The organism is Sarcina sp. DSM 11001 (assembly GCF_900101015.1).
In the GTDB taxonomy this organism is placed as follows: domain Bacteria; phylum Bacillota; class Clostridia; order Lachnospirales; family Lachnospiraceae; genus CAG-791.
On the sequence record NZ_FNFZ01000031.1, the window covers coordinates 23,581 to 42,294 of the forward strand.

21 protein-coding genes and 1 pseudogene are annotated in these 18,714 nt (G+C 47.1%); 3 read left to right on the top strand and 19 right to left on the bottom strand.

Annotated elements, in window-relative coordinates:
- Positions 1-777: 777 nt before the first annotated feature.
- The 5 genes from BLT02_RS14160 to BLT02_RS14180 form a co-directional block, all read right to left on the bottom strand.
- Positions 778-1,548, bottom strand: coding sequence for a flavodoxin (locus tag BLT02_RS14160; protein ID WP_175453860.1), 771 nt, complete (start codon positions 1,546-1,548; stop codon positions 778-780).
- Positions 1,539-2,699 carry an iron-containing alcohol dehydrogenase gene (locus BLT02_RS14165; protein WP_092996912.1) on the bottom strand — a complete coding sequence of 387 codons (1,161 nt, stop codon included), beginning with the start codon at positions 2,697-2,699 and terminating at the stop codon, positions 1,539-1,541. Before BLT02_RS14165 ends, BLT02_RS14160 begins: the two co-directional genes overlap by 10 nt.
- Positions 2,700-2,779: 80 nt before the next feature.
- The gene (locus BLT02_RS14170; protein ID WP_092996915.1) at positions 2,780-3,967 is read right to left on the bottom strand and encodes an alpha/beta hydrolase; all 1,188 of its coding nucleotides are present in this window, start codon (positions 3,965-3,967) and stop codon (positions 2,780-2,782) included.
- A gap of 16 nt (positions 3,968-3,983) precedes the next feature.
- Entirely contained in the window at positions 3,984-4,484 is a 501-nt protein-coding gene (locus tag BLT02_RS14175; protein WP_092996918.1) for a flavodoxin, read from the bottom strand.
- A gap of 30 nt (positions 4,485-4,514) precedes the next feature.
- The gene (locus BLT02_RS14180; protein WP_092996921.1) at positions 4,515-5,375 is read right to left on the bottom strand and encodes an aldo/keto reductase; all 861 of its coding nucleotides are present in this window, start codon (positions 5,373-5,375) and stop codon (positions 4,515-4,517) included.
- Between the two features lie 168 nt (positions 5,376-5,543).
- Between BLT02_RS14180 and BLT02_RS14185 the strand changes: the two genes are divergently transcribed.
- Positions 5,544-6,416 carry a LysR family transcriptional regulator gene (locus BLT02_RS14185; protein WP_092996924.1) on the top strand — a complete coding sequence of 291 codons (873 nt, stop codon included), beginning with the start codon at positions 5,544-5,546 and terminating at the stop codon, positions 6,414-6,416.
- A gap of 301 nt (positions 6,417-6,717) precedes the next feature.
- Here BLT02_RS14185 and BLT02_RS14190 read toward each other — a convergent pair whose 3' ends face one another.
- From BLT02_RS14190 to BLT02_RS14215, 5 genes are all read right to left on the bottom strand, one after another.
- Positions 6,718-7,722 (bottom strand): NADP-dependent oxidoreductase, encoded by a 1,005-nt coding sequence (locus BLT02_RS14190; protein ID WP_092996927.1) that lies wholly within the window; start codon positions 7,720-7,722, stop codon positions 6,718-6,720.
- Positions 7,723-7,788: 66 nt separating this feature from the next.
- Entirely contained in the window at positions 7,789-8,712 is a 924-nt protein-coding gene (locus BLT02_RS14195; protein WP_092996930.1) for an aldo/keto reductase, read from the bottom strand.
- Between the two features lie 269 nt (positions 8,713-8,981).
- Entirely contained in the window at positions 8,982-9,251 is a 270-nt protein-coding gene (locus BLT02_RS14205; RefSeq protein WP_092996935.1) for a pyridoxamine 5'-phosphate oxidase family protein, read from the bottom strand.
- A 14-nt stretch (positions 9,252-9,265) separates the two neighbouring features.
- Positions 9,266-10,309 (bottom strand): amidohydrolase family protein, encoded by a 1,044-nt coding sequence (locus BLT02_RS14210; protein ID WP_139187651.1) that lies wholly within the window; start codon positions 10,307-10,309, stop codon positions 9,266-9,268.
- On the bottom strand, positions 10,302-10,718 hold the full coding sequence (locus BLT02_RS14215) for a MarR family winged helix-turn-helix transcriptional regulator (protein ID WP_092996941.1): 417 nt from the start codon (positions 10,716-10,718) through the stop codon (positions 10,302-10,304). Before BLT02_RS14215 ends, BLT02_RS14210 begins: the two co-directional genes overlap by 8 nt.
- Positions 10,719-10,880: 162 nt before the next feature.
- On the opposite strand from BLT02_RS14215, the pseudogene BLT02_RS17955 reads away from it, so the two are divergent.
- Positions 10,881-11,258: pseudogene (locus BLT02_RS17955) on the top strand (DUF4406 domain-containing protein); the annotation flags it as partial.
- A gap of 13 nt (positions 11,259-11,271) precedes the next feature.
- Here the strand turns inward: BLT02_RS17955 and BLT02_RS14225 are convergent.
- The 4 genes from BLT02_RS14225 to BLT02_RS14240 all read right to left on the bottom strand — a co-directional run bounded on the left by BLT02_RS14225 (position 11,272) and on the right by BLT02_RS14240 (position 15,079).
- Positions 11,272-11,676 (bottom strand): ParB/RepB/Spo0J family partition protein, encoded by a 405-nt coding sequence (locus BLT02_RS14225; RefSeq protein ID WP_092996944.1) that lies wholly within the window; start codon positions 11,674-11,676, stop codon positions 11,272-11,274.
- A gap of 502 nt (positions 11,677-12,178) precedes the next feature.
- Positions 12,179-13,153, bottom strand: a complete 975-nt coding sequence (gene bsh / locus BLT02_RS14230; RefSeq protein ID WP_092996947.1) for a choloylglycine hydrolase — start codon at positions 13,151-13,153, stop codon at positions 12,179-12,181.
- A gap of 142 nt (positions 13,154-13,295) precedes the next feature.
- Positions 13,296-13,730 (bottom strand): SWIM zinc finger family protein, encoded by a 435-nt coding sequence (locus BLT02_RS14235; RefSeq protein ID WP_092996950.1) that lies wholly within the window; start codon positions 13,728-13,730, stop codon positions 13,296-13,298.
- Positions 13,731-13,747: 17 nt separating this feature from the next.
- Complete coding sequence (locus BLT02_RS14240; protein ID WP_242869827.1) at positions 13,748-15,079, bottom strand: PDDEXK nuclease domain-containing protein; 1,332 nt, start codon at positions 15,077-15,079, stop codon at positions 13,748-13,750.
- Between the two features lie 197 nt (positions 15,080-15,276).
- Between BLT02_RS14240 and BLT02_RS14245 the strand changes: the two genes are divergently transcribed.
- The gene (locus tag BLT02_RS14245) at positions 15,277-15,942 is read left to right on the top strand and encodes a relaxase/mobilization nuclease domain-containing protein (RefSeq protein WP_092996956.1); all 666 of its coding nucleotides are present in this window, start codon (positions 15,277-15,279) and stop codon (positions 15,940-15,942) included.
- On the opposite strand, the gene BLT02_RS14250 is transcribed toward BLT02_RS14245, so the two are convergent.
- From BLT02_RS14250 to BLT02_RS17315, 5 genes are all read right to left on the bottom strand, one after another.
- Complete coding sequence (locus BLT02_RS14250; protein WP_092996959.1) at positions 15,939-16,169, bottom strand: hypothetical protein; 231 nt, start codon at positions 16,167-16,169, stop codon at positions 15,939-15,941. The two genes, BLT02_RS14245 and BLT02_RS14250, sit on opposite strands and share 4 nt — an antisense overlap.
- The gene (locus BLT02_RS14255; protein WP_092996962.1) at positions 16,166-16,753 is read right to left on the bottom strand and encodes a type IV toxin-antitoxin system AbiEi family antitoxin domain-containing protein; all 588 of its coding nucleotides are present in this window, start codon (positions 16,751-16,753) and stop codon (positions 16,166-16,168) included. Before BLT02_RS14255 ends, BLT02_RS14250 begins: the two co-directional genes overlap by 4 nt.
- A 330-nt stretch (positions 16,754-17,083) precedes the next feature.
- Entirely contained in the window at positions 17,084-17,377 is a 294-nt protein-coding gene (locus BLT02_RS14260) for a 23S rRNA methyltransferase (protein WP_242869828.1), read from the bottom strand.
- On the bottom strand, positions 17,361-18,374 hold the full coding sequence (locus BLT02_RS14265) for a hypothetical protein (RefSeq protein ID WP_242869829.1): 1,014 nt from the start codon (positions 18,372-18,374) through the stop codon (positions 17,361-17,363). The genes BLT02_RS14260 and BLT02_RS14265 overlap by 17 nt, the downstream gene beginning before the upstream one ends.
- Positions 18,375-18,501: 127 nt before the next feature.
- Positions 18,502-18,714, bottom strand: a 213-nt coding sequence (locus BLT02_RS17315; protein ID WP_175453861.1) for a hypothetical protein, incomplete at its 5' end; no start/stop codon positions are given.

An 18,714-nucleotide genomic window follows, 5' to 3' on the forward strand; every position in this document is an offset into this window, starting at 1 on the left:
TCCTTATCTGAAAAAAGGCGCCTCAGAATTGAGGCGCTTTGTTTAGCTACTACATGTATATTATTTCATAATCTGAGAATTCAGAAAGAAATCCCTCTATGAGAACTTTTAAATTCTTCTCTGCTTCTTGGCGTACTCCTTCATCCTCCACTTTTTCCAGTCCTTTTTCCTCGATTTCCTGAATTAAATCCTGGTATTGAGAAAAGTTTATAGGGTTGAGGATATTATTACTTTCCGTGCACTCCACCGTATCCCAGATTTACTATCTTTTGAATAACGGATATATCTATGAATTAAGCCTAGATGTATTTGTGGATTATAATTATAACACGAGTTTAAAACATATCAAAGTCACTCTAGTAAGCTATGAACAAGCCTAAATTGATTAAACTGTATTGCCCCCATGCCCATATCCTTCTATAATGAATTCAGAGCAGTCAGGCTCTCATGGATGGCATACTGGTTTTGCTGCGTGTATATGGTCCTGGTTGTTGGCTTTGAAGGACGAGGCCAATGGGCAGAGAGATAGCATACAGAAAAATACAGAAGATGGGATCGATGAGATAATCGGACAAGAACAGATCTACTATGGCAACAGCGGCAGGATTATGCGCCCTTAAAAGGCACGTATCGACTTCAAATCCGGTATTACAATTGAGATCGCAGCATAAAACAAGGCTCCCCGCCGCCTGTGATGGCAGTGAGGGAGCCTTGGTGTGACTTTACAAACTGGAAGCTATCTTCTGGTAGAACACGTAATGCTCCGGCGTGAGTACGTCATTCCAGGTCCAGCCCCTGCAGCCATGAAATCACAGCTTCTTTTGTGCCGTCTTTTCCGACATCCTCTCCGAGAACTGCAAGTCCGTCCAGAACAGCCGCATTCGGCTCCATCTCTTTGATATCACTGTAAGTGCCACCATCACGGCTTCCAGCATGGGTATTGAACGGAATGATTGTTGTTCCCGAGAAGTCATATGTATCAAAGAAGGTATCCATGATCATCGGCATTTCATACCACCAGATCGGATATCCGACAAATACGACATCATAGCTTGCCGGATCGATGCTTAAATTTTCAAAGGCCGGCCTGCCGCCGTTATCGCGCTCTTTCTTTGCGTAATCCGCAAGCGCTTCGTACTCAAGCGGATAATCTTCAGAGGGAATGATCGGGATCAGTTCACCGCCCACATTGTCATGGATGATATTTGCAATCCATTCCACGGAGGCCATCCCGTCCGCCATTGGCGTTGCAGAGCTGACGGCATCTACATCCTTTGTGTTGTCTGCCGAGAAATAAAGGATCAGGATGCTATTGCCCGCAGAGCTTTCATTTTCCGCAGCTGTTTCTGTCTGCTGGTCCTCCGTTTTGTTTTCAGTCTGAGCAGATTCTGTTTCTTTCGCTTCTGAACTGTTCGCTATCTGTGTGGATTCCGCCTGCCGCTTATCCTGGCTCGATGTTACAGCTGTTGTCTGACTATTGCCGCAGGCCGCAAGAGAAATCGAAAGCGCAGCCGCCAGAACCAGGAATGTGATCTTCTTTATCTGCATTCCAAAAGTACCTCCAGTAATTCTTCCCGTGTGAACTTCTTCGCGCATCCGCCAGTCAGGACCGTCGAATCCGCGATAGCTCTGTAATCTGTATCTTCCGTGATGTTCATCTCAGTGAATGTCGTCGGCAGGCCGATCTCCCTGATAAAGTCTGCCAGCGCTTCGACAAACGCTTCAGCAAGCTCTTCCTCAGTCTTTCCGACCGGATCGATTCCCCAGACTTCTACAGCCAGTCTGGCAAACTGGTGATTTGCCTCCGGCATCATATGTCTGTAAAGCACCGGGTGCAGCACCGCCAGCCCCTGCCCGTGGTTGCAATCGGTGTAGGCACCGAGCTGGTGCTCCAACATGTGGCACTGGAAGTCGGTCGCTTTGCCGATCTTGAAGATCCCGTTTTCCGCCATGGCCGCAGCCCAGATGAGTTCGCTTCTGGTCTGGATATCCTGCGGATCCTTCAGTGTGGCACGGATGTTCCGGATGATGTTTCTCTGGGCAGCTTCATTGATCTCGTCAGAGAGGTTCACTTCCCTGGGTGATCCCATGTAAGTTTCCATGCTGTGAGAGAGGGAATCGAAGGCTCCGGAGATGACCTGCTTCATCGGCATAGTCATGGTATAGGCGGGATCCAGGATCGCGAAGCTGTAGAATGCGCCCCAGAGAGCGGATTTCAGCATCTTCTCCTCGTTGGTTATGACTGCGCCGTTGTTCATCTCCGCACCGGTGCCGAAGGCCGTGACCACGGCTCCCATGGAGATGAACTCTGCCGGCTGCTTGTGATCAGTATATTCCAGTTCCCAGATATCTTTGTTCAGCTTTGCCTGGGCAGAGACGATCTTACAGCAGTCGATGACGGAGCCGCCTCCCACAGCCAGGATGAAGTCGATGTTCTTTTCCTTTGCCAGAAAAGCGCCTTCCTGCACTTTTGCATAGGTCGGGTTAGACATGATTCCCGCGAACTCTGTCACGGTCTTCCCGGTGTCCTTCAGGATGCCCGTCAATTCATCATAGACGCCGTTCTTTTTAATGGAACCGCCGCCGTAGGCCAGAAGAACATTTGGCCCGACTTTGGCAAGTTCGACTGCCAGGTTTTTCGCCGCCGCCTTTTCACCAAAATAGACTTTTACAGGATAACTATAGGTAAATGTGTTCATTATCTTTTCCTCACAACTTAGCTCAGCCGGAAGGGCGCGGGCCTCGTACACAGATCCCGCACACCATCCGGCTTCTCCATTTAATTTTTCTGATTCGTCAGACCCCGTTCTGCAAGCCAGGCTTCCACATGGTCCGCGATCTCTTTGTTGTTCAGCTCCTGGAACAGGAAATGACTGTTTCCGTAGATTCCTTCCTTCGGAAGGTCAATGACCGCAGCGTCGCCGCCTGCGGCATTATAAGCCTCTGAAAATGCGACGCAGGTATTCCTGGACATCTGCCAGAATGCCGTAGAGTCAATGTCTTCCGGCCCGTTATCGATGTTATCGCCGTAATAGAAGATGACCGGAACCTTGCTCTCCAGTGTCATGAACTTGTTCCACGCTTCGGGCATCATCTGCTCCGCAGGCGCAATGCCGGGTTCGACGGCGACAATGGCTGAAACATAGTCCAGGGAAACATCCCATCCGACCAGTCCGCCCTGCGAGTGGGTCACAAGGATGGACTTATGCCCGGTCATCTCGTAAACCTTTTTCAAAACCGCATCCATCGCTTCAGCGATCATTTCCTGGTCGTATTCGCCCGTATTCGGAGTCATCTGACGGAAGAACTGATCCTGAGCTTCGTCTCCTTCCGGAAACTGTGAGTTTTCATAACGTTCCGGAGCAATGCGTCCGATCCTGAAATGTGTATACCAGGCCTGGTCTCCGGCCAGTGTATCTACCGGGCCTTCAGCGGTCTGCCCTGCCTCTCCGCGGCGAGGCTGATCCACAAGAAAGATGCTGTGGCCTGCTTTCAAAAAGATATCCGACCAGCCTTCTCTTCCATCCGGGGTCGTCATCCATCCCATGCGGGACTGACCTGCACCATGCAGAAAAACGATGGGATTGCCGTTGTCATTCTCCGGTATCTGATAGAAGACATTCGCGTGATCCACGTGCATTGTATTCCCGGCCCGGGTGGGATCCTGCCAGTTCTTTGTTTCGTCATACTCGCCGGACACAGGATCGGTGACCGTTCCACCTGCGGAAAACATGCCCTGCTTCGCAATACGAAGTGTTCCGTCTTCATCCTGAGAATTCTCTGCTGCGGCTGCTGTGTCAGTTTCGGCATTCGGGATATCCTGTGTTCCTTCTGCCGTTTCATTCACCAAAGCAGCTGCATTGGTCTCTGATGACGCTGTCTGCAGGGAAGTCGCCGCCGTACTTTGCGCGCAGCCTGCCAGCAGTACCACAGCGAGAATTGCGGATATAATCAGTTTTTTCTTCATTGCTCTATTCCTCTGCTTATGCTGTTTCTTTCAAGGTACTCAGACTCTTCAGCCACTTCTCAACTGCCTTTGCCGGGCCGTTCTCAGCGTCCCGCATCTCTACCGGAAGGCCTGTCAGTACTTTTGCCTTCGGCTCAAGCTTACGGATCGTATCATAAGTGCCGCCGTCCCCGGATCCCATGTGGGTGTTGAAGGGGATGATGGTCTTCCCGGAAAAATCATACTTATCGAAAAAGGTGTAGATGATCATCGGGAAGGTGTACCACCACATAGGGTAACCGATGTAGATCCTGTCATAGCTTTCGATGTCGATCTCGTTCTTGATCGCCGGCCGCTGATCCTCGTCATGTTCTTTCTTTGCGAGTCTTGCCAGCGCGTTGTAGTGATCCCGGTTGCTGTCATAGGGCACCGTCGGTTCAATCTCTGCGATATCCGCGCCGGTCTGCTTCGCGATCTCCCCGGCCACGATCTTTGCCGTGCCATAGACGGAGAAGTAAACTACCAGTTCTTTTGCCATATCCTGCTCCTAATTCTCTGTGTACGGTCATCATGCCTTGTAGCTGAGCAGCCACTTGACAAGCTGGGGATCAAAATGGTTGATGATCTCGCTGTGGCCAAGGTCTTTTTCCTTGATCTGCTCCATCTCTTCATCCGTAAGGGAGAAATCCCAGATATCCAGGTTCTGCTCCATGCGCTCCACATGGACGGACTTGGGAAGGATCGAAACGCCGCGCTGGGTATTCCAGCGGAGGACGACCTGTGCCGCCGTCTTGCCGTACCTGGCGCCGATCTCAGTCAGCAGCGGATCCTTGAAGATCCCGTGCTTTCCTTCGGCGAGCGGACCCCATGCCTGTGGCGCAATGCCGTATTCCTTCATGACAGCCAGCGCATCTTCCTGCTGGAAGAAGGGATGCAGCTCCACCTGATTGACGGCGGGGATGACTTCCACGTTGGCACACAGGTTCACCAGTACGAAAGGATAGAAATTGTAAACACCGATTGCCTTCGTGAGACCTTCCTTATATGCTTTTGTAATGCCTCTGTAAGCCGCGAAGTAATCGCCCATTGCCTGATGAAGCAGGACCAGGTCCACGTACGGCATGTCCAGTTTCTGAAGAGATGTCTTCACTGCCTCATAAGCCGAATCTTCGGTTTTCATGTCGGTGATCCAGACCTTGGTGGTGATGAAAAGCTCCTCCCGGGTCACCAGACCATCGGCGATGGCGCGTTTCACGCCTTTTCCAAGTGCCTCTTCATTGCCATAGGAAGCAGCGGTGTCTAACAGCCGGTATCCTGTTTTGATTGCATTGTAAACAACCTGCTCGCATTCGGCAGCATCCGGGATCTGGAAAACTCCGAAACCCTCCAGCGGCATCTTTGCTCCGGTATTCAGTGTGATGTATTCCATGGTCTGTATCTCCTTTCGATTCTGCCCATTGCATGAGGGCTATAACTTGTTTCTTTGTTGATGATGCCATTTTATCCTGATTTTCCTTGCAAGTACACTGCTTTGTATCTATAATTGTATACGTATTACGTATATATCTACAGATAAAAAAAGAGAGGAAATGATGTCATGCTGATCGAATCCTACCTGCTGGAACAGTTTGAAGCCGTTGCCCGCTGCGGCACGCTTTTAAAAGCATCTGAAGAACTGCATATATCTCAGCCGTCCTTAAGCCGTTCCATGAAGAAGCTGGAGGATGTGCTTGGAGTATCCTTGTTTATCAGGGAAAACAGCAAGATTTCGCTGAATGAGACGGGAAAACTGGCGGCAGACTATGCCAGAAGAGCTCTGGAAGCAAATCAGGAGATGATCGAAAGGGTCACGGCGTTTGACCGGAGCCTCCGGACCATCAGCATCGGCTCCTGTTCACCGTTCCCGATCAATGACCTGATGCCGACCCTGCAGGAACAGCTTCCCGGAAAAACACTGTCCACTGAGCTTGTGAGTAACGATGAAAAGCTGCTTGCCGGTCTTCGAAGCCATCTTTATCAGATGGTCGTTCTGCATCACTGTCCAGAAGATAAGGACCTGTTCTGCCAGAGATATCTGGATGAACAATTATATATCTCCATTACAAAGGACCATCCGCTGGCAAAGCAGGACAGTGTCACTTTTGAAGAGCTGAAGGGACTCCGCATCCTGATGACAGCCTATGTGGGCTTCTGGATGGACGTCACACTGGAAAAGCTCAATGCCTCAGATCTGCTGATCCAGAACAGCATGGACGCCCTGGGGGAACTGATTGACGCCTCCAACCTTCCTTTCTTTAATTCGGACCAGATGCTGAAAGCCGGCTATCTGCCGCCGGACAGGGTTGCACTGCCCATCACCGACCCGGAAGCCCATGCCACCTACTGGATCGCCTGTCTGGCTTCTGAACAGCAGAAATACCGTTCTGTTTTCAGTGCAGTTCGTGGGAATCTGTTGAGAAATCAAGCCTAAGTCAAATCAAAATAAACGAGGGAGAAGAACAACCTGTCATCTAGCGCTGCAATCACAAGTACGATGGCGACCAGACCTGCCACACGCCCCACCTGACGGATGAGGAGATTCAGGCGGCCTTCCTCCGGGCGACAAACAAGCTGCTGGAGACAAAGGAAGAGGTCATCGAAAACGGCTACGCCATGACATCCGCATCACCTTCAAGAACGGGCAGGAAGTCAAAGCCTGATCCCGGCAAAAAGCAAGCTCCCGATCATCGGATTTTTCACCGGTGGCCGGGAGCTGTTCTTCTTAAATTGTTTTATTCATTTATTTTCAGGATGGTCTTTCCCTTTGATTTTCCTGCAGCTACCTTTTGCAGTGCGTCGTTCACCTCATCAAGAGAGAACACTTCATCAACCGATGCTTCGATATGCCGCTCTGCAAATATGTCAGATATCTGCTCCAATCCTGCGCCATCTTCATGTACAAAGATAAAGTAGTAGCTCTGATTCTTCTTTGCGGCCATCTGGTCGTATTTTCTTCCGGCCACCTTGAGCAGCAGTCTCTTGAAAGCAGGCATACCAGTGCGGACAGCAAATTCTCCATTCGGCATACCTCGCAGGGACACGAGCTTACCGCCATGTTTGAGTATGCTGAATTCTTTCGGAAGTTCCCGATCACCAAGTGTATCTAAGACATAATCTACATCTGACAGAACTTCGGAATAATCCTCCGTCTTATAATCGATAAATCGATCCACACCTAATGCAACCACACGCTCTTTGTTTGCAGCACTTCCGTTCGTGATGACAGTCAATCCATAGCTTTTCGCAACCGGAATCGCCATTGCACCAAGGCTTCCGGTGCCTCCGGAGATGAAGATAGTCTCACCAGCCTTTGGCTTCATAAGTTCAAATGCCTGCAGCGCCGTAAGTGCCGTCAGAGGAACACAGGCTGCTTCTTCATCACTCAGATACTCCGGCACTTTCGCAATGGCATTCTGATCAATGGCAGCATATTCCGCAAATGCTCCGATCTTCTGAAGCGGCATCCTTCCGTAAACCCGGTCACCTACAGAATACTTGCTGACTTTCGCTCCTGTCTTCTCAATCACACCGACGAACTCATTTCCCATCACCAACGGAAATTTATATGGAACGATCATCTTTACCTCGCCGTGGATGATCATATTATCCAGTGGATTCACACCTGCAGTATGAATCTTAACAAGCACTTCCTGCTTGCCGATTTCAGGAACAGGAATATCTTTTATTTCAAGATCACATTCGTTTTTATGATACCCATTCAGAATTGCTGCTTTCATTGCGCTTTCTCCTCGTCTATTTCTATCTGCATCGTGATAGGCGCTGCCACTATTAAATTACATACATTACATTTCCATTCTGCCGTCTCGGAAAATGAAATTTCGCATCCCCATACCTTGAAGCTGCTCGGCAGGGAATACAGTTTCTATCCACTTAATATCCTCTGCAGAGAGTTCAACTGATAGAGCATTTATGGAATCCTGCAGATGCTCTTTTCTCGTCGTACCAATCAGAATGCTCATGTCGGGATTCTTAGCATACACGTACGCTTGCAAAAGATTTTCGACGCTTGTGTTTTTCTCACCTGCAATCTCACGGATACCAGAGAGAATAGCTTCTTTCACTTCCTGCGGCATACCCGGCCTTCCCGCTCCAGCACTGGAATTATCCGACAGGAGTCCATGCTGCAGAACGCTGAAAGCGAGTATGTTCATATTATGCTTTCTGGCCACGTCCAGAATGCCGTTCGTCTCGATATTTCGGTTGGCAAGTGAATAGGCAAGTTCAACCGTATGGATCTGATTCACCTTTGCAGCACGTTCCAGATTTTCCGGCGCGAGCTGTGTCAGTCCGATGTTTCTGACATATCCGGCATCTACGCATTCCTGAATGGCACCGATGATCTCTTCCACAGGAATACTCTCATCCATCCGGGCAGGCTGATATAAATCCACATAGTCAAGACCGAGCCGATGCAGGGAATAGGCGAGATGAGCTTTCACGTTCCACGGCTTCACATCCAGTCCGTAGATCCCACCGCCCGGCTGCGGCAGCACACCAAACTTGACTGAGAGAAAATAACGATCTCTTGAAACACCAGCGAGCGCTTCACGAAGCACCATTTCACTCTCTCCACCACCATAGAATTCACCGGTATTTAGAAGTGTCACACCAGACCTAAGTGCATAACGAATGGTTTCTATGGAACGTTCTTTGTTGGACATATTCATGCCCATGCAGCCAAGTCCCAGTCTTTTGATATCTGTCATTTGAAATCCCTCCTAAGCTATGCTTTCTCCTTACAGCACTACTGAATTTTTCAGCACGACGCCCCATTCATCACTGAGTATATGGAAGTTCCCTTTGACAGTAATCTCGTCACCGACTTTGATATTCCCGTATCCGCCCGATGAAGCAAGGCAAGCGTGAACATAGCAGTTACCATCTGCGCTATCAGAAAGACGGAATGAAGGCAGTCCGTGTATGTCTGTTCCGATATAGGTCACTACACCGGTTGCCGTAATCTCCGTATTCTCTTTTACATCGGATGCATGATTGCTGCTGAGAAACCAGTCATATAGCGCAGCCACTTTCCCTTAGAAAATGCCACGATCTCGACCTTCGGATTTTCCTGCATCTGTTTATACACGTTCTTGTGATCACCGATGGTAAACATCAGCCTGCCATCATAGATGTGATGTCCGCCAAGAGGTCTGTTCTTCGGCTGATCGCCGTCCACGGTTGCGAGGTAGTAGATCTTTGCCTCGTCAATAAAGTTGCTGATTTCCTTTAAGCTCTGTTCAGTCATGTTTGTAGTCTCCTTTACAGTCTGAATAATTTTTCGGCATTGCGATGTGCGATGTTTTCTTTTGTTTCTTCATCAAGGTCAAGCTCCTCAAGGAAAGTCTTCACCAGACTTGCCTTGGTATCATAGTTTGCTTCGTTCAAGCCGTATGGATAATCCTGTGCCCAGAGGATGTGATCCGGTGCAAAGGCCTTCATGCAGAAATCCATATCGTCCTTAAAGAACATACCGCTTGGATCAGTATAGACATTGTTCCGAAAATAGTACTTGATGTCATGCAAAAGGCCTGTCATCTGCGGAGGCATCGAAGCATTCATGCGATCAAAATAAAAGGGAAGTAACTCGCCCCAGTGGCCTACGATCATCTTAAGCCCCGGCAGCTTATCAAAGATGCCTGAGAGGATAAAACGCATCAGGTGCATGGCAGTATGGTAATGCCATCCGATACCAAAGCCCGCAAAGGTGTTTGCCGTCCTGCCGTTCCAGCTGCCTTCATAATAGTATTTGCGAAGCTCTGCAGGAACCTCTGTCGGATGAAGATAGACCGGTACATCAAGCTCTGCTGCTTTTTCAAAGATCGGGAAAAAACGTTCCTCGTCCAGAAAATGTCCATCAAACGGGCCATTGATCATGACACCCACAAATCCGAGCTCTTTTATGCACCTTTCCAATTCGATGACAGAGGCTTCCACATCATCCACCGGAAGTGTTGCATAGCCATAAAAGCGTCCGGGATATTTTTTTGTTGCTGCATAAAGCTCATCGTTCGCTAAGCGGCACAGCTCTACTGCCTCATCTTCCTTATGGATGTGCATCGGCTGATTGTTACCATAACCAATGATCTGCGCATCAATACCGTTTTCATCCATAAAAGCGATACGACGCTCACCGATATCTGTGATTGTGCCCTGTTGCATGAAAAGCTTTACAAATGCCTCCTGATTGGCTTGTACCTCATCCTTGGGCTGATTGAGTTCCATAAAACGGTCATTGACCTTCTCTGACATGTAGTGTTCTTCTATAGTAATAATTTTCATTTGACATTCCCTCCATTTATTCACCGATCAGCTTCTTCAGTAGTAATATCAATTGTTCTTTTTCCTTTTCCGTCAGATTTTTAGTGACTGCAATCTCCATCTCCTCACCTAATGCCTCCAGCTCCTTTTGTTCGGCATATGCTTTATCCGTTAGTGAGACGATTTTGCTTCTGGCATCTTTGGGATTTACAATGCGCGTCGTGTAACCTTTTTTCTCAAGTACCTGCAGAATATCAATAGCTGTGGAATGTGTCATGGAAAAAGTGTTTTCCAGATCCATAACTCTCACAGAGTCCTTCGGTGAATAATAAAGCTTCTTTAAGAATTTGTACTGCGCGACTGTCAGATCATAGGACTGTAAAATTGGAGCCTGTACCTTATCTGCCTCAAGGGCTGCTTTCTTAACTAATATAGCAACTCTGTCAAAATTCATAACACCCTCCTTTGTGTCGGTTCCGACTTATTGTACGTCGGTTCCGACATAATATCAACAACTTAGATGTTTTTTTATTTTAATCCGCTCAAATCAGGCGTTCATCTCCAGTGGAAATTGGAGGTGGACGCCTTTAAGTCTGCCCGGAAAGGAGGACTTTGAGTGAGCAACGATTATCGCAATTGCGAAGGCTATCCTGACCCAACTGCAGGTGAAGCACACTCCCGGATTGCTGCAAATGAAAAGCAGTCCCTTCGTGCTTTCCGGCCTATCGTCTACATCTGCTCTCCATTTTCAGGAGATGTGGAGACAAACGTAGCCAACGCCAGACGCTACAGTCGGTATGCCGTGGACAAGGGATATATCCCTATCGCACCGCACCTGCTATTTCCGCAGTTCCTTGATGATGACAATCCGGATGAACGTGAGCTTAGTCTTTTCTTCGGAAATGCCCTAATGAGCAAGTGCGCTGAGGTCTGGGTATTTGGCAGCCGCATCTCATCCGGTATGGAAGCAGAAATCAAACGCGCCAAGTGGAAAGGCTACCACTTCCCTAATGTTTCATGGCTTCCAGACGCATCTTATAAGCATATGCCTTTTCACTCGGCAGGATCCTTTCTCTCTGCAGATTGCTGTCAATCATTGCGATTACAGCCTGATCATCATCCAGATTACGGACGATTGCCGGCACTTCTGTGAGGCCTGCCCATTCAGCCGCCATTTTACGTCTGTGTCCCGCTATGATTTCATATTTTCCATCCTGTTCTGCCGGCCTGATCAAGAGCGGTACAAGCACGCCTTCCAGTCTGATGCTCTCCATGAGTTCATACATTGCGGCATCCTTTACAACCTTAAATGGATGATCGGAAAATTCCTGCAGATCACAGATCCGGACCATTCCACTGCACGCGCCTGATGCGTAACTTCCTAATGAATACATCTTCTCTTCGTTCGTCATCAATCCTTTCCTCCTCCTGATTTCCTGTAAACATAAAAGCGTCTGCTTTCAAAAACCCTTGAAAACAAACGCTTTTTTCACATTTTTATAATTCAGTTGAAGAAATTACGGACTCCCTTTAGATGTGTTCCCGCATACGAGGTGCAAAACTACCGAAACTCTGATACTCGATATTTTCTCTTTTTTGGGTCCTTTTTTCTTGCTCGGATTTAAATTCCAGAACTTTGAAAAATGAGTGAATTGGAGTATCTCGATGTAGTTTTCTTTCTGCTCGGAATGGTAAAATTCCGCATAAACTCGGGCTTTTTCAGCCTTTGTGCCCTTGGAATTATCCGTGTCGGCATCGCGGGAAAGAAGGATTTCTAGGCATTCGTCCGATGTAGCGAACAGACCGTCTCGACATGCCTGAAGCCGTTGCTATGAATGTCAACGGTAAAGCCGAATTGATTATGATAAAATCCGTTATACCGAACAAGTCTACAAACTGAAATATCTCTCGATTTCAGTTTTGATATCGTATCTGCTGTTCTTTGATCATCGGATACCGAATCAATGCTTCTCCGTCTGTTGCCTCTTTGTGCATATCTACGGCTGTAATCTGAGAATTCTCATATGTTCTGTAATAGTAAATTCCCCGATCCATGTTACAGCAGGAAGAATATACGGTTATCTCATATTTTCCTTCGCCTAGACAAACACAGCCTCTTTGTTGCTCTACGGACCCCAGAATGTGGAAAAACTGGCTTACACTTTCCTCCTCCGAATTGCCGGAAACTGAATTCATGCGGGTAAACGCCGCCTTCACAAACCTTGATGCAGAGGAAAGATCACCGGGCATTCCCATCGCGCCCATTCCACGGCTGTATTCCGTAATCTCCAGACCCTTGGTGAAAGTATTTGTCACAGGTTTATTTGACAAATGCATATAATTGCTGAGATGAAACATCTGCTGATCAAAGGTTGGATTGTTGGTCATGACCCCCACCGGATCATCGTATACTCTGATGCCATCTTTTAGAGGTTCAACTACAATCGTTCTTTTTTTATCCGCAATCATCCAATGCAACGGCGTTAACGGAAGCTCCGGGCTAAAACTTATATTTACCGGATTCATCCGGGAAATAAGTGTCTTTGCCTCATCGACATCGGCACAGCGACTGAGGATCCATGGTATGAATTCAAATGGTGCTACATTGTCCGCATCCGGAACTTCTGCCTTATAAGCAGCGTTCCCGGGAAAATTTAATCCAGCAATTCCAAGGCCTTTCTCATTTACGGCATCATAGAAGAGCGGATACCCCTCCACAACAAACGCTGTTCCGATCATTGCATAATGATGATTGATGCCCTCGCATTTGCGAAAGATAAAGGGATAGTTTCTTGGCACAATAGTGATCTCTTCGTGATAAGAAAATTCCAGATCCAGATTGCGTCCGAAATAATGATCCTTTGCATAATAAGTTGCTGCTGTACACATCTTCATCTTCTCCTGTTTCTATAAATGCCGACACCATCTTCCAGTTCAAACACTCTTGTCGGCTTTATGTATTTTTCCTTAACATCAATACTACGCACTCCACATGAACAGTAGGTGTAAAACGATCCACCGCAGCACTGCTTTACCAGTATCGATTTCTACGTTCTTCAAGTTCAACAAGGGCGTTATATAAACGTTCCTGCAGTTCTGCTTTCGAAAGGCTTTTTACATACTTTCGCAAATCTTCGTAATGCCGTTTCACTCTTTCCTCTTCCTCACGTTCCCATTCTTCTGCTTGTTTCAGGAAATCTTTCGCAGCTTCTGGTTCAGAGGTGAAATACAGTGCAATCATATGTTTGCATACCACCCGCCGTCCTTCGGCAAACGCACAATTGCAAATGGATTTCCTGGGATGCAGTTTATCAATGTAAACTTTATAGCTTTCCCCGTTGCTTCCGGATACAACCCCTTCATATGTTGAATCCCCGGATTTATTCCAGGAAACCACTTTATGGTTTTCATAATAATCCATTCCGCGCCAGACGGAATCCCCACTGGCTATTTCAATCAGACCCATATAGCTTCCTTTCAGTATTATCTGTCTTTCTTTTCGCTAAGACTTATCCTGTATTCCTCTTCTGCAATTTCAATCTGCTGCTGGATCTGCTCCGCAGTAGGCAGGTATTCCTGAATTTCCTTTATTTTCACATTATCGTAAGTCGCCACGCCCATTGGAGTTGTGATTCCCTGAAACGCCAGCTGAACCTCCGTACGATCCATATCCTTGCAGATCAGAAGTCCGATCGTCGGATTGTCGCTATCCTTTCGGATGAACTCGTTTACAGCATTTACATAGAAATTCAACTTCCCTGCGTATTCCGGATCGAAAGGCTTAACCTTCAGTTCCAGCACAACATAGCATCGCAGGTAGATATGATAAAACAACAAATCAATCTTTCTGGTTTTCCCGGAGATGATGATTTCTTTCTGTCTTCCTACAAAAGCCCAGCCTTCGCCGAGCTCAAGCAGGAATCTGGTCATCCTCTGCTCAATGGCAGTTTCCAGAGCTTCCTCATCATATTCTTCAGGAAGAGAGACGAAACCCAGGTCATAGTTCCCTTTCAACAATTCCTGCGCAAGTTTCCCTTGCGGCTCTGGCAGGCGCTGATCATAATTCGTAATTGCTGTCCCCAATGAATGGTACAAATCAGCGCGAATAATGTTATCAAGGGCATTCCGACTCAAGCTCTCTTCGACAGTCCTTTGAATGTAAAACAAGGCTTCTTCAATTGACTTACATTTTTGCATGATTAAGACATGATGCATCCATGGAACATACGCAAATATCAAAGGAAACAGCATTTCTGAATCAAGCTGCTTCAGTTTTTGTTTCTGAATTACTGAAGCAACTTGCTTTAGTTTTATGCTGGTAGTATCAATTTGATTTTCTAAATTTGAAATCAGCTGAACTGCATTGTCTGCTGATGAGTAAAATGTATACCACTGTTTCATGAACCATAAGTTACGAGCAGAGAATCCCTTTGCCTCTGGAAATGCCGCCTGAAGGTCAAGGCTGACCTGTTCGACAACTCCCCTCCCCCATTTTTCTTCAGCGCGTTTTATCACGAGGTCTCTGCCCAACTGCCAGTTGAAAAGAAGTTGTTCAGAATTCACCTTTACCGCCGCTTTAATCTGGGCACTACGGAATCGCTGTTTAATATCATGTATCCACTGAACATATTCTTTGTCGAGAGTTATATCATGCGTGCGTACTGCTCTTGGCCTTTCCTTATCATTCTTTTTTCTTCCTGCACCTATACAGCTTCCCCATATCCTTCTTTTTACATGTTTTTCGTGCAACTTTCGTTCAACATGCCCCAGATGGAAACAGGTCCGGACTGTAGTAATCTTTATTCGAAAAAGCAAATACATATTTCTCATTCGAATTGAGGTGACAGCTTAAATGATGAACTATATGACTTCAAATACCCGCATACTCGTTTGACAAAGCCTGTGAGCGGGTCAATGCCGCATATCACAAAAACCAGATAAAGAACGAAATCAAATCACACCATTACATCCTGAGCTTCGATCCTCGCGACGGACCGGAATGAGGACTGACCGTGGAACGGGCACAGGAACTCGGTATGGAATTTTCCGCCAGAAATTTTCCCGGGCATCAGGTACTCGTCTGTACACATGATGAAGGCCACAACAAAAGCGGTAACATCCATGTCCATATGGTGCTCAACAGCATTCGTATGAAAGATGTCGAGCGTCAGTCCTTTATGGAACGTAACACCGACTGCCGTGCGGGTTACAAACACCATGTGACCAAAAAATATTTTAAATATCTGCTGAAGGATGTCATGGATCTATGCCAGAGGGAAGACCTTCATCAGGTCGATCTCCTCTCCCCTGCAGCTGTGAGGATTACGGAAGAGGAATACCGGGCACAGAAACGAGGACAGGAAAATCTGGACAAGCTTAATGCAGAAATCAGAGCCGCCCAAATGATCCCGCGCTACACGACCTTCCAGACACAGAAACAATTCCTGCGCGACGCAATCACTGATACTGCCAGTAACTGGCTTTGTGTCGCAGAGGATGAAGGGCTTACCATCTCCGACCCTACCCCTCAGGCGATAATCATCCGTGATTCAGAAGATGTCATTTACTTAATACAGGTTGATACCACTGAATATCGTGCTGCTACTGAAAACCATACTGTCCGGATAAATGTTACCCTTCCTGCTTGGATGGCGAACTTCGCCGATAAGAGGAATTAAATTATAACAATATCTTTGATATCAAAAGCCTTAGCACGCTCATTCTTTTTATCAAAGATTGCATACAGAAAAATGCCACCTTTCAGGACAAAATGATCAGCATATGGAGATACTGAGATCCGATATATTGTCCGCTCAAGTCCATAATAAACAAGCGCTTCCTGGAATGTGCACCCGGAGCTGACAGCGAAGTTCTTCAGCCTCGCTTTTACAGAATCTGCGTTCATGAAATAAGCACCTCCAGATAAGTTCTGACAATAGATTCGCACCGCAGCATTTTTGCATAAGTATAAAGCCGGTCAATTTGCCGGTCCTGTCTTTTCAGGTAGTTACGCAGCACTTCCGACGTTTCTTCAATACCGATCTTATTGCGGTAATAAATGATATCAACAACGGTTTTTTCGACATCAAAGATCTGGAAGGAGTCGCCGCCTTCCGTAATTTCTATAACACCAGTATTCATACGTGTAGGATCAAAATAGAACACTTTGATTTCCGGCCAGTCAGGAAGTGTACTGACTTTTTTCTTCCGATCGATTGCCACGTCAATTACATCCGGCAGGAAGTTAGTAAGCTCATAGTATCTGGCGGCACTCATCAGGCAGATCACACCTTTCGGTACATAAGCAGCTGCGTTAATGAAATCATTTTCATCGCCTTCATAAGAAAGATTTTCATATGTGGTACGATTAATGCGGCGTAGCTGTCCGTTTTCTTCCATCTGACCAATCTTATAATAAGAGCAGCCCATCTCTTTCAGTTCGCTGGTCGTGTAATATTTCTGGTTTGCATTAAGCGCGATCACAATCATCACCTCCTGCCCTGAAGTATATATTAATTCATCTAAAATTTCAATTAATTTCGGCAATTAGATGCATTCGCAGAAATTAGTCAAAATATATAACCTTTTAAACTGTATAACATTCAACAGAGCTATATGTTTGTCAATAAGCTCACAGCCATGAACCTGCTTCTGGACAGATTCCGGACAAATTCAACATACAAAAAGGGTTCCCATCATTCGAAGCAGTTTTTGCTCCTGATGACGGAAACCCCGTTAGTTCCAGTTGAATACAACAGTATTGTTCAATCCCGCAGCCAATTACAGCAAATTGAAAAAGCCACTAGGGCACTTTATCACTCACACCATCTGAAAATGCCTCAGCGCCTCTTCAATCGCCCTCACCTTCTTTTCCGGGCATCCAGGCTGCCGGCTGTCCGGGGACTTAGGCTTGTTGAAGTTTTCCCTCAGGTCAAAGCCGTGTTTCCGCTTCACCAGGGCGATATTCAGGTTCGTGACATGGAAGCCATAGTTCTCCTGTACCCATTCCCTGATCTCGTCATAGGTAGCCTTGCTCTCCGCTGCGGTCACATCCATTTCGTCCATATCGACTGTCACTTCGATGTGCTGATGGGTTTCATTGAGTTTGGACAAAAGACATACCGTCTCCACGTGCATCGGAATCTCCGAGATAACCGACATTTTTTTGACCCGTTACAAGCGAGTTACACGTTTTTCTTTTCGCATGTGAGTCTGTCATCTCATTTAGTGCCTCATAGTGCTCCTTCTGTTCCTCGAATTTCTTTACTATAAATGCGACTAGTCCGTCTTCATCATCAGGGACATCCATGACATCGAAGTATTCCCTGAGAAGTTCTCGGACCTGTTTCATTTTGACCAGAGAAGGAGTTTTCCGCTTAGAGATGCTGGTTTTCCCAATCTCTGAACGCTTACGTAACATGTCAGGAAGCTTAGGATCCGTCGGCTGGATTGTTGCTCCGCCATATTTAATAGTGACCTTCTGTTGGATAATCAATAGTGCGACAACAGCCGCAATATCAATCTCGCGCCATCCGTAAGGGATTCCCTGATAACGGCTTTGGACATCAAACATAGAGGTGGGAAGGTTTTTGCGGTCCTGCATAATCAGGAATTCCTCCACCTTGGCTGCTGCATTTCTGTTCGGCTCTGCCCCGGGAAGCATGGATTCCTCCCCTGTCAGGATGGCGATAATATCTGTATCCGACTCGGTGTTCCTCTCGATCAGATCCAAGTCACTGTAAACATGAGTGACAAGATATTCCAGAGCCTGGTCAATGCGGGACTTTGCATCACCGCCTTTTATCTCAAGATGTTCTCCATCCACATAGAAGGAAGCCTTTGAAATAGCTGCTTTCAGTTCCTCCATAGCAGAGACTTCATAGCGGCTCGCCTCATCCTGCTGATCCCGGATAATATCCTGCATGGACTTGGGAAGCTGTGTCACATTCCGTTGTTTCACATACTTGCGGATCTTCATAGCGCTCTCCAGGGATTCATAATAAGGAGAGTCAGGCAGGACAACGATAGTAGCGTTTTTAGATTCCCGCAGCAGGTCTAGTTCGTTTTTCTCCGCAGTATCTGTCGCCACAGTCAAAAAGCGCAGCTTCATGCCTCCGGTCACACTGCCAGAGGTCACACCCAATGTCAATCAGTTAGTTTATAGGGGTGGTTTCCCGTAGGGGGGCCACCCCAAATTTTCTGGCTTCATTCACGAGTTTGCTATTCGTCCTGCGTACTTATGCCGCCTCCATTTTCGCCCACCCACCAAATCCGGCAGTTTTCTCTACGCTGCGGTCCCACCCTTGCTCAAATGTCGGCGGCACCGCATGCCCGTCTTTTTCCATCCACGGCAGTTTCAAAAAAATCGTAAAAATCCGAAAAATTTTCCCCTTAGGGGGGTTGACAGAAAGCCCAAAATGTGCGGCCGCTCTGATTTCTGATTGGTTTTT

Bases quoted from the DNA above. Each gene is read 5' to 3' on its own strand.
- BLT02_RS14225 (WP_092996944.1), bottom strand. From the start codon at position 11,676: ATGACGAACGAAGAGAAGATGTATTCATTAGGAAGTTACGCATCAGGC.
- BLT02_RS14175 (WP_092996918.1), bottom strand. From the start codon at position 4,484: ATGGCAAAAGAACTGGTAGTTTACTTCTCCGTCTATGGCACGGCAAAG.
- BLT02_RS14170 (WP_092996915.1), bottom strand. From the start codon at position 3,967: ATGAAGAAAAAACTGATTATATCCGCAATTCTCGCTGTGGTACTGCTG.
- BLT02_RS14235 (WP_092996950.1), bottom strand. From the start codon at position 13,730: ATGGGTCTGATTGAAATAGCCAGTGGGGATTCCGTCTGGCGCGGAATG.
- BLT02_RS14185 (WP_092996924.1), top strand. From the start codon at position 5,544: ATGCTGATCGAATCCTACCTGCTGGAACAGTTTGAAGCCGTTGCCCGC.
- BLT02_RS14205 (WP_092996935.1), bottom strand. From the start codon at position 9,251: ATGACTGAACAGAGCTTAAAGGAAATCAGCAACTTTATTGACGAGGCA.
- BLT02_RS14160 (WP_175453860.1), bottom strand. From the start codon at position 1,548: ATGCAGATAAAGAAGATCACATTCCTGGTTCTGGCGGCTGCGCTTTCG.
- BLT02_RS14255 (WP_092996962.1), bottom strand. From the start codon at position 16,753: ATGATTGTGATCGCGCTTAATGCAAACCAGAAATATTACACGACCAGC.
- BLT02_RS14250 (WP_092996959.1), bottom strand. From the start codon at position 16,169: ATGAACGCAGATTCTGTAAAAGCGAGGCTGAAGAACTTCGCTGTCAGC.
- BLT02_RS14265 (WP_242869829.1), bottom strand. From the start codon at position 18,374: ATGAAGCTGCGCTTTTTGACTGTGGCGACAGATACTGCGGAGAAAAAC.
- BLT02_RS14215 (WP_092996941.1), bottom strand. From the start codon at position 10,718: ATGAATTTTGACAGAGTTGCTATATTAGTTAAGAAAGCAGCCCTTGAG.
- BLT02_RS14180 (WP_092996921.1), bottom strand. From the start codon at position 5,375: ATGGAATACATCACACTGAATACCGGAGCAAAGATGCCGCTGGAGGGT.
- BLT02_RS14195 (WP_092996930.1), bottom strand. From the start codon at position 8,712: ATGACAGATATCAAAAGACTGGGACTTGGCTGCATGGGCATGAATATG.
- BLT02_RS14190 (WP_092996927.1), bottom strand. From the start codon at position 7,722: ATGAAAGCAGCAATTCTGAATGGGTATCATAAAAACGAATGTGATCTT.
- bsh (WP_092996947.1), bottom strand. From the start codon at position 13,153: ATGTGTACAGCAGCAACTTATTATGCAAAGGATCATTATTTCGGACGC.
- BLT02_RS14165 (WP_092996912.1), bottom strand. From the start codon at position 2,699: ATGAACACATTTACCTATAGTTATCCTGTAAAAGTCTATTTTGGTGAA.